The sequence below is a fragment of the Psychrobacter sp. Pi2-52 genome (genome assembly GCF_904846705.1).
Classification (GTDB): Bacteria; Pseudomonadota; Gammaproteobacteria; order Pseudomonadales; family Moraxellaceae; genus Psychrobacter.
In genome coordinates this window covers 1-14,347 of sequence record NZ_CAJHBS010000029.1, presented here as the reverse complement: position 1 = coordinate 14,347, position 14,347 = coordinate 1, and the positions used below count along the sequence as shown (strand labels likewise).

The following is a 14,347-nucleotide window of genomic DNA, read 5'->3' as shown; positions in this document are numbered from 1 at the left end:
CGTAACCAGCGTTTGTCATTTTTTTGTCGTTTTTTAGAACTGTGACTATCAGTCTCGTGATTATCCGTGGCATTAGCGCCGGTATTACTATTAACTAAAATAAGTTACTGTCTTGGCCATTTCCTTTAGAAAATCATCCGCTTCATCAATCTCATAAATGATTGGCTGTTTACCCTTCGTGTCTTTCTTTAATGCATCTAGCAATTGCTGCTTATCGGTGATTCTGCGATAGCCAGCGCCAAACCCTGCTGCTAATGGCTCAAAGTTTGGCGTTTTGATGTTGACGCCAATCAGTGGTAAACCACCCTCTTCCATGTAACGACGAATCTCTCCGTAGCCTTGGTTGTTCCATAGCAAAACGATCAATGGTAGTTCAAGCTCGGCGGCGCAGATAAGCTCGGCAATCGTAAATTGAATGCCACCATCACCCATTAGACTGACGACAGGTAGATTTGAGCCAACCATGGCCCCGATAGCAGCAGGTAAACCATAGCCTAATGTGCCAAAACCTGTTGAAGAATTAAACCATTTACGCGTCGCCAAGGCTTCAAGACCAAGGTTGCCACTGTAGACAGGCTGCGTTGAATCACCAACGAAAATGACGTCTTCTACTTCATCTCTAATCAGCTTTAGTAATGCATTTTGACCCGCAAAGTCTGTCGTTACATCCTTTAAGATGGCTTGTTTTGCTTCATTTACACGTGACAGTGCTTGATGATCGAATGTCTGGCCTTCTAAGCGACTACATAAACCACTAATCGCCATCTGCGCATCGGATAGTACCGCGATATCTGCTCTAAATGGACGCTGCAATTGCTGGGCATCACAGTCGATACGTACTAGCGTACCGTTGATTTTGAACTCACCATTAAAGAACACATCATAGTCAGTCTCACCAAGCTCAGTACCAATCGCTAACACCCAGTCGGCCTCGGTAATTACGGCTCGGCCTGCGTCTAATGACTGATTACTACCCAAACTTAATGGATGACCAGGTGGTAGTAGACCTTTGGCATTAATTGTCAAAAATGTTGGTGCATCTATCAGTTCTGCCAATCGTTGTGCATCGTGGCCGACATCGACACAGCCGCCGCCATAAAGTATTACAGGGTTTTTAGCGGTTTGTAATGACTGTATGATTAGGTCTAATTGCGTAGGATTCGGCAGTGGTCTTGTGACCTGTGGTAGGCTCAAGCTGTTTGTACCAGCTTGGCTATTTGCTACAGCATTTAAATTAGGCGGTCTAGCGACATGACTGGCATCAGCGGTGATGACATCAATTGGCAATTGAATATGAACTGGTCCGGGACGTGCACCATTAAATAAAGCAAAAGCTTCTGCGATGACTTTTGGTAGCGATTCAGGCTGCCAGATAGTTTTACTAGTGAGTGCCACTTTGCTGACCATGCCCTGCTGATCATGCAGCTCATGTAAATGCCCTTCGCCGCTGCCAGTGTCTTTGACCTTATTCACGCTAGATATCACCAACATCGGTATTGAATCTGCCAATGCTTGCGCCATCGCCGTCATAATATTGGTCATGCCAGGGCCTGTGATGATAAAGCACACACCGATTTTGCCAGAGGCGCGGTAGTAGCCATCCGCCATAAACCCAGCGCCTTGTTCATGACGCGGTGTCACATGACGAATATTGGTATTTGGCAGACCGCGATACAGCTCTACCGTGTGTACACCAGGGATACCAAAAACGGTCTCTACACCATAATAATCTAGCCACTGCACCAATAGCTCACCGCAGGTCAATGATGATGTGTCAGACAAAGAAGAAGGCGTTTGCGTCAATTGGGTCATGGGTCAGTCATCCTAAAAAATTTCGCTGAATATTCAGATAATTATCAATACCTCGAAACAACCTTTGTATTTTTTCTTTCATGCCGATTATTAGTCATTAATTACTGGCTGCAAAGGTTGCTCATTATAGAGGTAATAAATGATGTCAATTAGTAAACCGCTTTAACCTTGTCGTCATAGCGTACGCCCGGCAGGATGCATAGCATCTCGAACAATAAGTTCGCCGCCAATACCGAGGTATTACCAAATGGATCATACGGTGGTGATACTTCAACTAAGTCCCCACCTACCACATCTAGGCCGCGCATACCGCGTATGATTTCGATACCTTGAGTAGAGGTCAGACCACCGATTTCAGCAGTACCCGTACCTGGGGCAAAGGCAGGATCAATACCGTCGATATCGAAGCTCAAGTAGACAGGACCTTTACCTAGCTTTTCACGTACTTCAGCCATGAGCGGTGTTAGCGATTTGTACCAGCACTCCTCAGCAGGTACCACGCGGAATCCCTGTTCAGTTGACCAGTCAAACTCTTCTGCGCTATAGCCTGTACCACGTAGACCAATCTGCACCACACGATTACCATCGATAAGGTTTTCTTCAACAGCGCGGCGGAACGGCGTACCATGAGCGATTTTTTCGCCAAACATATCATCATTGATATCAGCATGAGCATCGATATGCACCATACCGACAGGACCATGTTTTTTGGCAAGTGCACGTAGGATAGGCAACGCGATAGTATGATCGCCGCCTAGTGTTAGAGGAATCGCGCCGTGTTTGACGATTTTATCGGTATAGAATTTTTCGATGATATCAACGCTTTTTAGCAGGTTGAATGTATTGATAGGCACATCGCCGATGTCAGCGACTTGTAATGATTCAAAAGGCGCAGCGCGAGTGGCCACATTATAGGGACGAATCATTCTTGACTCATCACGAATCTGTCTAGGACCCAATCTTGCACCGCTACGGTTGGATGCACCAATATCCAAAGGTACGCCAACGAACGCCACATCTAACCCTTCAGCATCGGCTTGAGTTGGCAGACGCATCATAGAAGCGAAACCGCCAAATCTTGGCATATCATTGCCGCTTAATGGTTGATTGAATGTCATAAGTTACTTCCTTGTTCTATTTGGTTTGAGTACACAATTTGCTACATGCCATTGACAATACATAAATATAAGAGAAGGAACCATGGTAAAATTTAGAAGTAAACTTCTATTTTTTCGTAGTAAAGTGCGCTTATAGGTCACTATCAGAAGTTTATGAAAGGTAGTATCGATTAACAAAAGATGATATTGATTTGATAAATTAGGAGCCGCTTTTGATATTGGATGAACTGATAAAGATAGACATCAAAACACTACGTAGCTTTATGGCTATCGTAGAGTGCCAAGGCGTGACGGCCGCTCAGTCACGCTTGAATGTCACTACTTCTGTGATCAGTGGACACTTAACCCACTTAGAAGATCGCTTAGGCATGACGCTGTGCCATCGTGGTCGAGCAGGATTTAAGCTGACAGAGGACGGTGCCGCTGTTTACGAGGCATGTTTGGGCTTTACCGAATCAGTCGCCAGCTTTCAACATCAGCTGCACTATATTAAGCAATTAGACTCAGTTCACGGCGGGCACATCAGGCTTTGCTTGATTGATCAGATGCCCAAGTTTTTTTATGATGCACTTAGACAACGTCTAGCCAATAGCTACCGTAATAACCCGTTAATACACTTTTCTATCGACGTACAAAGCCCTGAAAGCATGTTAGAAAAGCTCTTAAGTAACGAGAGTGACATTGGTGTGGGTTATTTTGGCAGCTTTCCACCTTTACTGACCTTTAAGCCAGCATTTGTTGAAAAACAAGTAGTCTGCTGTGGACGCGAGCATAGGCTGTTTTACAACTCAGAAGGATTAACTTTTGAGGATTTAGAACAGAACTATCCGTGGATAAAAAGAGGCTATGTGGTAGAGCATCATATCAATCATATTCGCCCCAAGACACTAAGCGCGACTACTTATCATATGGAGGCGACAGCGCAGCTTATCCTTGCAGGCCACCATGTTGGCTACTTGCCGCGTGATTTAGCGAAGCGTTATGAGGGTATGGGACTGATGAAAATACTGCTGCCTGATGAGGCAAGCTATGATGTCGAGCACCATTGGGCATATAGAGAAAATCAGCCTAAACAAGCGGCTGACTTTTTGAATAAGATGATGAACTTGTTATAAGATACCACTAGATTTATTACACTACTACAGACGGTTGTTGGTACTTTAGACCGATGGTTCTTAGCTTTCCTTTGTCATCGACTTCCTTAATAACCAATGACCATTCATCGCTTATCACAACAGTATCGCCTGACACTGGCGCAGTACCTAAGTGTGATTTCACGTACTCGGCCACCGTCTGCTCCCACATGTTTTTTGCGCTGTCTTCATCGGACGTTTTAAGTGTTTTTACCAATGTCTCAGACGCCATAATTCCTGTAAAAAACGGTAAATCACCAAGCTTAACACTCGGTGATAGCAACCAATCGCCATAGAAATCATCGATAGCTTTGCGATCTAGTGTCGTGTCATTGAAAATCTTGGCGATTTTGCTCGCGTGATTACCTCTCATCGCATACCAGACACTGTCGCCGAATTTTAGCTTTGTATTGTCATCGACTACTACGATTTGCTGATTACGGACTAGCGCAAAGACACTGATTTCATCTGGATTGATACCTTTGGAGATACCCATAGGATGACGCCCAATGGCAAATGCGCCCGACTTTGCCTCAAACTCATACAGCGTGATACTGGCCTTATCCGACACCCAGACCTCATGCTCTTCTTTGGGGTCTTTATTGGTTGGAATACGTACCTTAAACAGATTGGCCATCGTCGGGATGGTTGTGCCTTGCAAAATCAACGACAGAACCACGACGCCAAAGGCAATATCAAACAGCATAAAGGCGTTATCTATCCCAGCCATGACGGGTAAAATTGCCAAGGTAATAGGCACTGCACCGCGCAAACCAACCCAAGAGATAAACCCAATCTCTCTGTCTTTAAATTTGAAAGGTTTTACGCTGGTATAGATGGCAATAGGACGCGCGACAAAGATCATAAAGAGCGCGATTGCAACCGAATAATGCCAGACATTGAGGACGTTTGACGGAGTGACCAATAGTCCCAATACCACAAACAGCACGGCCTGCGACAGCCAAGCAAAGCTGTCCATCACTCGCATGACATGCTCTGTCGAGCGCACCTTGTGGTTGCCGATTAACACACCAGTGAGGTATACCGCCAAAAATCCACTGCCGCCAATGAGATTGGTCGCGGCGAACACAGCCAAGCCAGCAGAGAGAATCAAAATAGCGTACATGCCTTCTGCTAAATGTACCTTGGGCAATAATCGGGATAAGAAATAACCGAATAACAAGCCCATCCCTAGCCCAAAGCTCAGCTGCTGTAGCAATAAAACTAAAAATCCAAATACTGTCTGACCATCAGGATCAACATTCAAGGCAATCAAACCAGTGACTAATAAAATAGCCAAAGGATCGTTGGCACCAGACTCAAGTTCAAGCGTGGCTTGTACACGGTCGTTAAGCTTGACACCGCCATTACGTAATAGAGAAAATACGGCAGCGGCATCGGTAGAGCCGACAATCGCAGCCATCAGCAAACCAAAGCGCCAATCGACATCAAGTAGCCAAGTGACAAATACCCCTAACACCATGACCGTGACCAACACGCCCCACGTGGCCAGCGTAATCGCAGGTTTTAGACCCACTCGGAACGATTTAAAGGACGTACGTAAACCACCATCTAGCAAGATACAGGCTAAGGCGGCCTGCCCAACGAAATTGGCTAGCGCATATTGAGAGAACTCAATACCCAAGATACCCTGCTCGCCTGCCAACATACCCACTATCAAAAACAGCAACAACAATGGTACGCCTAAGCGCGCCGACAATGTACTCGCCATGATACTGGCGAAAATTAGTACTGCGCCTACGAGATACAGGATATTTAAGGTATCCATTTTTTTTGAGCCCTATTTTTTATTATTAAGAATAGTAATTGATTGCGATGGGGTTTTCGTTATCTTGCTGTTAGTAGATATTACACCAGTGAGCCTATCATAAGCGGCCATTATTCAAAATATGAATGACAATTATTTGTAATGATATTAGCATCACCATCAGAACTAGCAGCCAATACTAAATCAATAAAAAAGACTTCAATAAAAAACGCTCAGATATTAAGGTGAAGCCTATAAAATGCCATTGCTGTGCTAAAAGAGTTTACGTCTTAATATTACTTAACCTTGAATGTATTGCCATGTCAGTACTAGAATAGCCGCCGCAACCGTCCAAGCGGCCACACCTAATAGCAATGCCTTGTATAAGCTCATATAACTGATGCTAAAAAACACCACAAATGTATAAATCAAATGCGGTATGACGCCAAGCATACTGAATATCAGCGCGACCTTTAAATCAGCGGGACTGCGCTCAGTACCGACGATAAAGTGACTGATTAACGTAAAAGTGGGGAATAGCGGCGCAAGTGCCGCCAAATAGAAAAATCGAGTTTGGGCGAACATTTGAATCGCCAGTACCATCAATGCGCCGATAAGCATTTTTAACCAAATCACGACGGGTCTGTCTCCTGTTGACTATCAAGGCTGAACGTAGCCCAATCCGCCATGATACTAAAGTCTGCAAACTGACATAAGAGCAATCGCTGATTAATTAATCCGTATGATAAAAAAATGCAAAAAACCCCATCTAGCTAAGTTGCTAAATGGGGCTATTTACTTCTATTAAGTAAGCTTCTACGAATTGCTTAATCCTTTTTTGGCTTTAGTGCCGCGCTGATGTCTGCTAGCAATGGCGGAATATCATGCTTGTCTGCAACTACCTCGATCATTACAAGCTTATCGGTAGTCGCAGCAGCTTTGTCGAGAGCAGATTTTAGCTCGCCTGCTGACTCTGCTTTGAGTAACAGGCTATTCGCTTCTGTCGCGCCAAACGCTCGCGGCATGATTTGCCAATCGCATTTAGGAATATCATTATAGTATTGGTTTTCACCATGAATCGCGCGCTCTACCGTATAGCCATCATTGTTGATTAAGACGATCACAGGATTGATGCGTTCTTGAATCATGACCGCTAGCTCTTGGATCGTTAGCAATGCTGAACCGTCACCAATTAATAACACACTGCGTTTATCTGGCGATGCGATTGCCGCGCCCAAGCTGGCAGGTAACGTGTAGCCAATTGAGCCCCACATCGGCTGCCCATATGACGTCACCCCTTCTGGCAGACGCACATCACTGATACCAAAATAGGCTGTCCCTTGTTCAGAAAACACCAAATTATTGTGATCTAAGCGGTCAGCGATAATATGCCATAAATCATCTTGGCGGATAGCCTCACTGTCTTTGCCTTTTTGTTCGTGCGGCTTAACTTCTTCACAGAAAGGTTTTGGCACGATGTTAATGCCAGAGGTCATTACTTCATGCAGGGCTTGCAACGCATCTTTTAGCGCAATCGGTGCAAAGTTCTTACCGCTGATAGAAGCACGCTCATAATGCAAGTCTACGACCACATCTTCATTGATATCTTGGCTAAACCCTGCGGTAGTAGTGTCAGTATATTGCACCCCTACTTTGATGAGGCATTCGCAGTTTTCTACCGCATCTTTCACAATTGGACGTGAGGCAACACCCGCATAAGTTCCTGCCCAACGATCACTATTTTCATCAAGCAGCGTCTTGCCCCAAGATAGCGTGGTATAAGGAATATCAGTATGAGCGATCAGTGCTTTGAGCTGCGACTGTAAGCCCAAACGATGCACCATCAAATCTGCCATTAGCGTCGTGGTCTTGTTTGGCAAAAACTCGGTTAGTGCTTGCTTAAAATCTGATAATGCCGCTTGGCTAGTAATATCTTCTTGGCTATCTATCAACTTGGTCGTTGGTGGATAGATAGGCTGGCGCGCAACGTCTGGTGATAGCAATAGGTAACCTGGACGATGCTTTTTGAGAATTAAGCGAATCACTCTATCGATTTCTGAAGCAGCATTTTCAGGAGTAAGCTGCGCACGGGCTACCGTCACAGGCTCAACCATCTTAATAAAATGATTGAATACGCCATCGCCAAGCGAATGATGAATACGGCGCTTTGAGTCTTGTAGCGCTGTGCTTGGCGCACCTACGATATGCAATACCGGCGCGTACTCAGCAAAAGAACCTGCAGTTGCGTTAATCGCTGATAGTTCGCCTACACCAAAGGTCGTCACCATAGCGGCAAACCCACGCTCGCGTGCATAGCCATCGGCAGCATAGCCAGCATTTAGCTCATTGGTGTTACCTACCCAGCGCAATTTATCAGAGGCGAGAACGTTATCCAAAAAAGTTAAGTTAAAATCACCAGGTACGCCAAATATCTCAGATGCACCCGCTTCTGCGACACGATCAAACAAATAATCAGCGATGGTATATTGTTGACTCATTTTTTATCCTTATGACTTATCTTTGTAAGTATTGATAATTGTGAATGTGATTGAGGTTAAATTATAAAGTGCGTCCCAGCTTATTTATGTACTACAAAGCTTTTGGAATACATATTATAATAAACCGTTATAACATATATCTATGGCCAGAAGACACGCCTATTTTAATAACTTTAATTTTTTTCGTCATAGATGTTGACACCTAAAAAAAACTGCGTATAATACGCCTTCATCAACTGACGATAGTTAATTGATAATTAGCGGGAATAGCTCAGTGGTAGAGCATAACCTTGCCAAGGTTGGGGTCGAGAGTTCGAATCTCTTTTCCCGCTCCAAATACTTAAAAAGCCTCACTTAACAGTGAGGCTTTTTTTTGTCTAATTTTCAAGGCCTGTATAAGATATTTCGAAATATATTTTCTAATTCAGTTAAGTCTAGCTACTCAATCAAAAAGCCCATTTTCGGTGCGGTGCCCATTTGGTGCCCAAACCGTGCCCTGCCCTAAAACTGCGTATGCGTATCTGACCACAACCTAGCTATTTTTGGTTCAAAAATCATCATGATACCTAACCTAGTAAATTTGGCACTATGCTGACTTTTGAACCCAACCTCAATTCAGGAAAAAACGTGTTTTTCAGATGCCTAGTTTTTGGAAATGCGTTTCAAATTTATAGTATTTACTATTGGTCTTCACTTAAAAAGCCATGACTACAACCTAACAATAAAAAATTTATTAAGCTTCGTAAGTATTTTTTGGCTCTAAGTAGACCTTTAGCTAGAAATTTCCTATCAACTATAGCGATAGTTAATTTACTCTTCTAAAGAGTCGTCCTCACCAAGTTCATCTGGAACGTATTTCAAAATATCCCCTGGCGTTACTTCTAATACATTACATAGCTTGCTCAAAGTATCGAACTCAATTCTAGTCGTATCATCGTTATAGATCCTATGCAGCGTCGATTTACTGATATCTGTCATTCTCACTAAATCTGCCACACGCAACCTTCTTTCTGCCAAAAGAACAGGTAAGTTACATGAAATCACAATAAATTCCTTATTGGTAAGTAAAAAGTACTTGCCAATGACTACTTTTCTGATAATATAGTACTCGTTGGCAACAACAAAGTGTTTATTAAAAACTATTTAATACTGACTGGAGAACTATTATGTCACAGACTTATCTCACTACTCAAGAATTAGCCGATCGTATCAAATACGATGCACGTACTATCCGTAACCAACTTAAGGACACTGTTTTGATTGAAAATATCCATTACATTCGTCCTTTTGGCGGTCGCAAGATTTTGTACGTTTGGGAGCGTATTGAAGAGGATATGTGCAAGCCGGTGATGAGTGCCATCAACGGTATGGCTTTAAAGTAAATTTTATTTAAACAAGGAGTCAAATAATGGCGTCAATAAGATCGAGACGTGGCAAGCTATTCGTAGATTTTCGATATATGAATATGCGTTGCCGTGAGACAACCAATCTCACAGACACTCCAGCTAATCGAAAGAAGCTGGCTAAAATTATCGAAAAAATGGAAGCAGAAATCACTCTAGGTATTTTCGACTATGCCGCTTACTTTCCCAAGAGTGAACGAGCACAGGAGATGACGGCATTGGCTGATAGAGCAGAAGCTTGTATCAGTCGTAATCCAACCTTTGGGCAGTTTGCAGAGATTTTTTACGAGGAAAAGAAAATTGAATGGCGGCCGAGCTATCGGCAAAAGACAAAGATTATTCTAAATAAGTACTTATTACCTGCGTTTGGTAGCAAAGCGGTACATGCCATAAAAAAATCAGACCTGCTGACCTTCCGTAGCTCCCTCGCCAAAGTTCGTTACGGTAAAGATGGTCAGTCAAGTCTGTCAGTAGCACGGATCAACCAGATCATGATACTTCTTCGTATGATACTAGAAGAAGCGTCAGATCGCCATGAGTTTGAGATGCCTTATAAAAATATTAAGAATCTTAAACAAGCTCGTCCGGATGTGAATCCTTTTACACTTTCTGAGGTATGGCTGATTTTAAAGCATGTCCGTGCTGATTATAGACCCTACTATACTATCCGCTTTTTTACCGGGATGCGTACCAGTGAAATAGACGGGCTGAAATGGGACTGCATTAACTTTGATCGCCGTGAGATTAGTATAAGAGAGGCATTAGTCAATGGTGAGATGGGTCCGACTAAGACATTAGGCTCACAACGCGATATTGCGATATCACAATTGGTCTACGATGCCCTACTAGAGCAGAAGGCACGCACCTACGGTAAATCAGAGTTCGTATTCTGCAACTCACAAGGCAACCCGATGGAGTATCGTAATGTGAATAGACGGGTATGGAAACCCACCCTTGCCCTACTCGGTCTCAAACATAGGCGTGCTTATCAGACTCGGCATACAGCAGCGACGCTTTGGCTCGCTGCTGGTGAGAATCCTGAATGGATAGCACGGCAAATGGGTCACAGTAGTACGGAGATGCTGTTTCGGGTGTATAGCCGTTATGTGCCTGATATCACCCGTCAAGATGGCTCAGCGATGGATAACTTGCTACTTGCGAGCAAGGAAAAGCTAACTAGCACATCAAATAGCTCTGAGACTGACAAGGAGACGTCACGATGAAAATCATTAATTATAAAGATCTGTTTGGTGAGTTTAAACCTGACGGTGCGATCAGTGAAGACGCGAATGTTATCGCTAATGCATTGATGCGTGAGTTGTACGTTTCATCGGGTCATAACTTAGCTCGCTTCTTAGGAGTGAAGCGGTGCTTTAATAACGATATGGCGATGCGGGTATGGGTGCAGAAGCGCTTGGATGCAAATCTTGGCTATGTGGTTGAGGATATGCGTTGTCAGCTTCAGAGCGAGCTTTATGAGCTATTACCGCAGTCTGGCTATGGCGGCTACTAAGGAGAATGTGATGAGTGTAAAGATTCAGTCGAATATGATGCAGAGCCTATACGATATCAAGATATGTGAGGATTACTGGGCATATGATAATCAGAGCGGCTTTATTAAACATGTGAAGACGCTTTGTGAGAAGTATGAGGTCAGCCCTCAAGTATTCTTTGAGACAGTCGCTCAGTGTTATGCCTGCTTGGACGATGTGGTATGTGAGTACTGCGGCTATGCTTGTCCAATTGAAGTACCTGCTGATATCCCTTATATGCGAGCAAAAGACAGTTGGTTATGCGCAATATGTGAGCATGCTTTATGGCGGACAGATAAAGAAAACAAATAAATGTTAACCATCAAAAAGGCCAGACAGCATAAGTTGTCTGGCCTTTCTTGTATCTAGTATCTCTTATACACAGTCTAAATTTAGTTCTAAAATATCTCCGCTAATTGATAACAAGCCCTAGCTTTGTTAGAAATACATTAAGATATACTCTTACTTTCATTAATGCGCCAACGTTTTTGTTTTTTAACTAAGGTGGATTGATCAATACTAAGAGCATTAGCAGCAGCTCTTGTGGTGCCATACTCTTCTATAGCTTCATTGATTAATTGTTGTTCTAGCGCCTCTACCTGCGCTTTCAAGGAAGACTTATCATATTTCGAAGATATTTTTGAACTGTATTCAACAGGTAACTGTGCAGCGGTGATCAATGATTTGTCAGCTGTAACTACTAACCTTTCCGTTAAATTAATCAACTCACGAATATTACCGGGCCAGTCATAGCTGCTTAATTGTGAAAGAACATCTTCGTGCCAATGACAATCTAGTTCATATTTTTCATTGAAGTATTGAATGTAATATTCTAGTAATGGACGAACTTCATCGCTTCTTTCTCGTAACGGTGGTAGATATATAGGAACGACACTTAATCGATAAAGCAAATCTTCTCTAAATAATTTTGCTTCTACCAGTTTTTTTAAATCATAATGCGTAGCAGAAATTAAGCGGAAGTTTGTTGTTTTAAACTCAGTGCCACCGACAGGAATGAATCGATTTTCAGCAATAACTTTAAGTAGCTTTGCTTGCAAACTGAGCGGTAAATCACCAATTTCATCCAAGAATAAAGTGCCGTTATTGGCGGCTTCAAGCAGTCCAATCTTTCCTTTTATCAAGGCTCCAGTAAAAGCTCCCGGCATATATCCAAAAAGCTCAGCTTCAAGTAGGGCTTCTGGCATAGCCGCGCAACTTAGCTCAATAAACGGCCCATCATAAACCTTACTGTATTGATGAATGGTATTTGCTAATAACGTTTTGCCAGTACCAGTTTCACCTTGAATAAGTATTTTGGCACTAGTCGCAGCAACTTTTTTTGCCAAATCGTAACAAGCTTTCGTATTACGACTAATAATAAATTTTTCTTGCGCTGTATCCCCTTCGACTGACGTTCCGTAATTCTCTCTTAGTTTTAATAGTTGCTCAAGCTGTTCTTCTGCATGCTTTGCTTTTAAAAGCTCTGTTATGTCCCTTGCCGTAGTGACAACGTACTCTATCCGACCTTTTGCATCGAACATCGGAGTACCAGAAACAAATATTTTATGATTACTACCTATTGTTTGAATGATAGTAATAGCACGCAGTTCTTTCAATACTTCGAGTGAAACGGAACGCGAAATAAAACCAGCCTTGACGACTTCAGACATATGCAAACCGATCAAACGCCGCTTAGGTAGCCCTGTCATTTGCTCATAAGCTTTGTTCATAGTAATTGTTATACCATTACCATCAGTGATATAGACACCATCACTTAGCGCATCTATAACCCTCTGTAGATTTTCATCAAGGAACACTCAGTTCTACTCCTTTATTTTTTCACGCAAACGCCAACCATATATTAAGAAGCATAATAACACTCCAGCAGCGAATGCCCACGTGGCACCTTTTATAACTAGTATTCCAGCAATAACACCAGCAATACCTAGATCACTATCGCAACGCGCTTCTTGAATACCAATTCGGACACTGACATAGCCTTGAATTAATAATGTTAAAGCTAATGCTATTCCTAGTATTGGTTGTACTAAACTGACTACAGGCAATAATAACAACCCAGTATTAGTACCCCAGCGGAAAGAACCAGCACCTCCAAATATTGAGTCCATTGCCTGTCTTCCCTGCTTGTATCGCTCAACAATCACAACATGCATTGCCGCCCATAAAGGACCACACATTGCCACATCTGGTCCCATAATACTCATTCCCAGATTTCGAGCGCCAAAAATTAGATGTGCTCGATTCGGATCGTAGTCAATTTTTTCATCTTGGCGTACTTCATCAGCTTCTTCTAATATGGATTTGCTTTGTAATACATCACCAAATAATACGATGTAAGCAGCCAGGACTGTTGGAATAGCTGTTAAATACATCGTCATTGGAGGGAGACCTACACCAAATACAGTATATTCGGTAAACATTGTCACAAAGTCTGGCTTTGTGATACCCCACTGGATATCTGGCCAAGGTGCTTCTGAGAACATCGGCGCAAGAATAATTGCCAGTACAATGATAGGAAATACACCAAGGTTACCAATAAAACGGAAGCTCCAATGATATTTTCTTAACTTAGCAAAATGCTGCGAAAAGATTAAGTAAAATGCGATCCCAACAGCGATGGTGATAGTAAATGGATAAGTCTCAAACCTTCCACCTGCTTGAAAAACTACAGATATTGCAGCTAGTCCAGCACCCATAATGACGCCTGCTTTAATCGCACTAGGAATAAGATGAACGACTCGCTTAGCTGCACCCGATGCGCCTAAAAATATGGCGAATAAGCCAAGCATCATCTGAAAAGCAATGAGTGAACCGCCCCGAGTATATCGGAGAGTGTTTTACTTGAGTCAGGCAGCCATGCCTGACAGGGTTAAATTGTCATAATACCGCTTTTCAAACTCAAAAGGCGACACATAACCAATCGTGCTGTGCAAACGTGTTTTGTTGAACCAATCGACCCACTCTAAAGTAGCCAGTTCAACATCATTCACACCAGTCCAGTTCTGCTTTAAATAGTCAATTACTTCAGATTTATAGAGTCCATTGACCGTTTCAGCCAGTGC

Annotated in this window: 14 protein-coding genes and 1 tRNA gene; 6 read left to right on the top strand and 9 right to left on the bottom strand. The window is 43.0% G+C overall.

The genetic code is table 11. The features are described from left to right. Positions 1–90: 90 nt before the first annotated feature. Together JMY00_RS12535 and speB are read right to left on the bottom strand one after the other, a co-directional pair. Entirely contained in the window at positions 91–1,812 is a 1,722-nt protein-coding gene (locus JMY00_RS12535; RefSeq protein ID WP_201580388.1) for a 5-guanidino-2-oxopentanoate decarboxylase, read from the bottom strand. A gap of 149 nt (positions 1,813–1,961) precedes the next feature. Then, positions 1,962–2,930: an agmatinase gene (gene speB, locus JMY00_RS12530; protein WP_201580387.1), complete on the bottom strand. Its 969-nt coding sequence runs from the start codon at positions 2,928–2,930 to the stop codon at positions 1,962–1,964. 212 nt (positions 2,931–3,142) lie between these two features. Between speB and JMY00_RS12525 the strand changes: the two genes are divergently transcribed. Further along, positions 3,143–4,045 carry a LysR family transcriptional regulator gene (locus JMY00_RS12525; RefSeq protein ID WP_227511139.1) on the top strand — a complete coding sequence of 301 codons (903 nt, stop codon included), beginning with the start codon at positions 3,143–3,145 and terminating at the stop codon, positions 4,043–4,045. Positions 4,046–4,061: 16 nt separating this feature from the next. Here JMY00_RS12525 and JMY00_RS12520 read toward each other — a convergent pair whose 3' ends face one another. The 3 genes from JMY00_RS12520 to JMY00_RS12510 all read right to left on the bottom strand — a co-directional run bounded on the left by JMY00_RS12520 (position 4,062) and on the right by JMY00_RS12510 (position 8,329). Continuing rightward, on the bottom strand, positions 4,062–5,852 hold the full coding sequence (locus tag JMY00_RS12520) for a potassium/proton antiporter (protein WP_201580386.1): 1,791 nt from the start codon (positions 5,850–5,852) through the stop codon (positions 4,062–4,064). A gap of 279 nt (positions 5,853–6,131) precedes the next feature. Then, complete coding sequence (locus JMY00_RS12515; RefSeq protein WP_240990750.1) at positions 6,132–6,467, bottom strand: GlpM family protein; 336 nt, start codon at positions 6,465–6,467, stop codon at positions 6,132–6,134. Between the two features lie 191 nt (positions 6,468–6,658). Continuing rightward, positions 6,659–8,329, bottom strand: coding sequence for a thiamine pyrophosphate-binding protein (locus JMY00_RS12510; RefSeq protein ID WP_201580385.1), 1,671 nt, complete (start codon positions 8,327–8,329; stop codon positions 6,659–6,661). 260 nt (positions 8,330–8,589) lie between these two features. Here JMY00_RS12510 and JMY00_RS12505 point away from each other — a divergent pair. After that, positions 8,590–8,664: transfer RNA gene (locus JMY00_RS12505), tRNA-Gly, on the top strand. A gap of 475 nt (positions 8,665–9,139) precedes the next feature. Here the strand turns inward: JMY00_RS12505 and JMY00_RS12500 are convergent. Beyond that, on the bottom strand, positions 9,140–9,307 hold the full coding sequence (locus JMY00_RS12500) for a helix-turn-helix transcriptional regulator (RefSeq protein ID WP_240990752.1): 168 nt from the start codon (positions 9,305–9,307) through the stop codon (positions 9,140–9,142). Positions 9,308–9,495: 188 nt separating this feature from the next. On the opposite strand from JMY00_RS12500, the gene JMY00_RS12495 reads away from it, so the two are divergent. Genes JMY00_RS12495 through JMY00_RS12480 form a run of 4 tightly spaced genes read left to right on the top strand, consistent with a single transcriptional unit; the run spans position 9,496 to position 11,576 of the window. Continuing rightward, on the top strand, positions 9,496–9,711 hold the full coding sequence (locus tag JMY00_RS12495; RefSeq protein ID WP_201580384.1) for a hypothetical protein: 216 nt from the start codon (positions 9,496–9,498) through the stop codon (positions 9,709–9,711). A gap of 26 nt (positions 9,712–9,737) precedes the next feature. Continuing rightward, positions 9,738–10,955, top strand: a complete 1,218-nt coding sequence (locus tag JMY00_RS12490; protein ID WP_201580383.1) for a site-specific integrase — start codon at positions 9,738–9,740, stop codon at positions 10,953–10,955. Next, positions 10,952–11,245, top strand: a complete 294-nt coding sequence (locus tag JMY00_RS12485) for a hypothetical protein (protein WP_201580382.1) — start codon at positions 10,952–10,954, stop codon at positions 11,243–11,245. Before JMY00_RS12490 ends, JMY00_RS12485 begins: the two co-directional genes overlap by 4 nt. Before the next feature lie 10 nt (positions 11,246–11,255). After that, complete coding sequence (locus JMY00_RS12480) at positions 11,256–11,576, top strand: hypothetical protein (RefSeq protein WP_240990749.1); 321 nt, start codon at positions 11,256–11,258, stop codon at positions 11,574–11,576. A 137-nt stretch (positions 11,577–11,713) separates the two neighbouring features. Here JMY00_RS12480 and JMY00_RS12475 read toward each other — a convergent pair whose 3' ends face one another. From JMY00_RS12475 to JMY00_RS12465, 3 genes are all read right to left on the bottom strand, one after another. Next, positions 11,714–13,081, bottom strand: a complete 1,368-nt coding sequence (locus tag JMY00_RS12475) for a sigma 54-interacting transcriptional regulator (protein ID WP_240990748.1) — start codon at positions 13,079–13,081, stop codon at positions 11,714–11,716. 6 nt (positions 13,082–13,087) lie between these two features. Further along, positions 13,088–14,077: a hypothetical protein gene (locus JMY00_RS12470; RefSeq protein WP_201580381.1), complete on the bottom strand. Its 990-nt coding sequence runs from the start codon at positions 14,075–14,077 to the stop codon at positions 13,088–13,090. A 54-nt stretch (positions 14,078–14,131) separates the two neighbouring features. Then, positions 14,132–14,347: integrase core domain-containing protein (locus JMY00_RS12465; RefSeq protein ID WP_201580380.1), on the bottom strand; the 216-nt coding region annotated here is incomplete at its 5' end.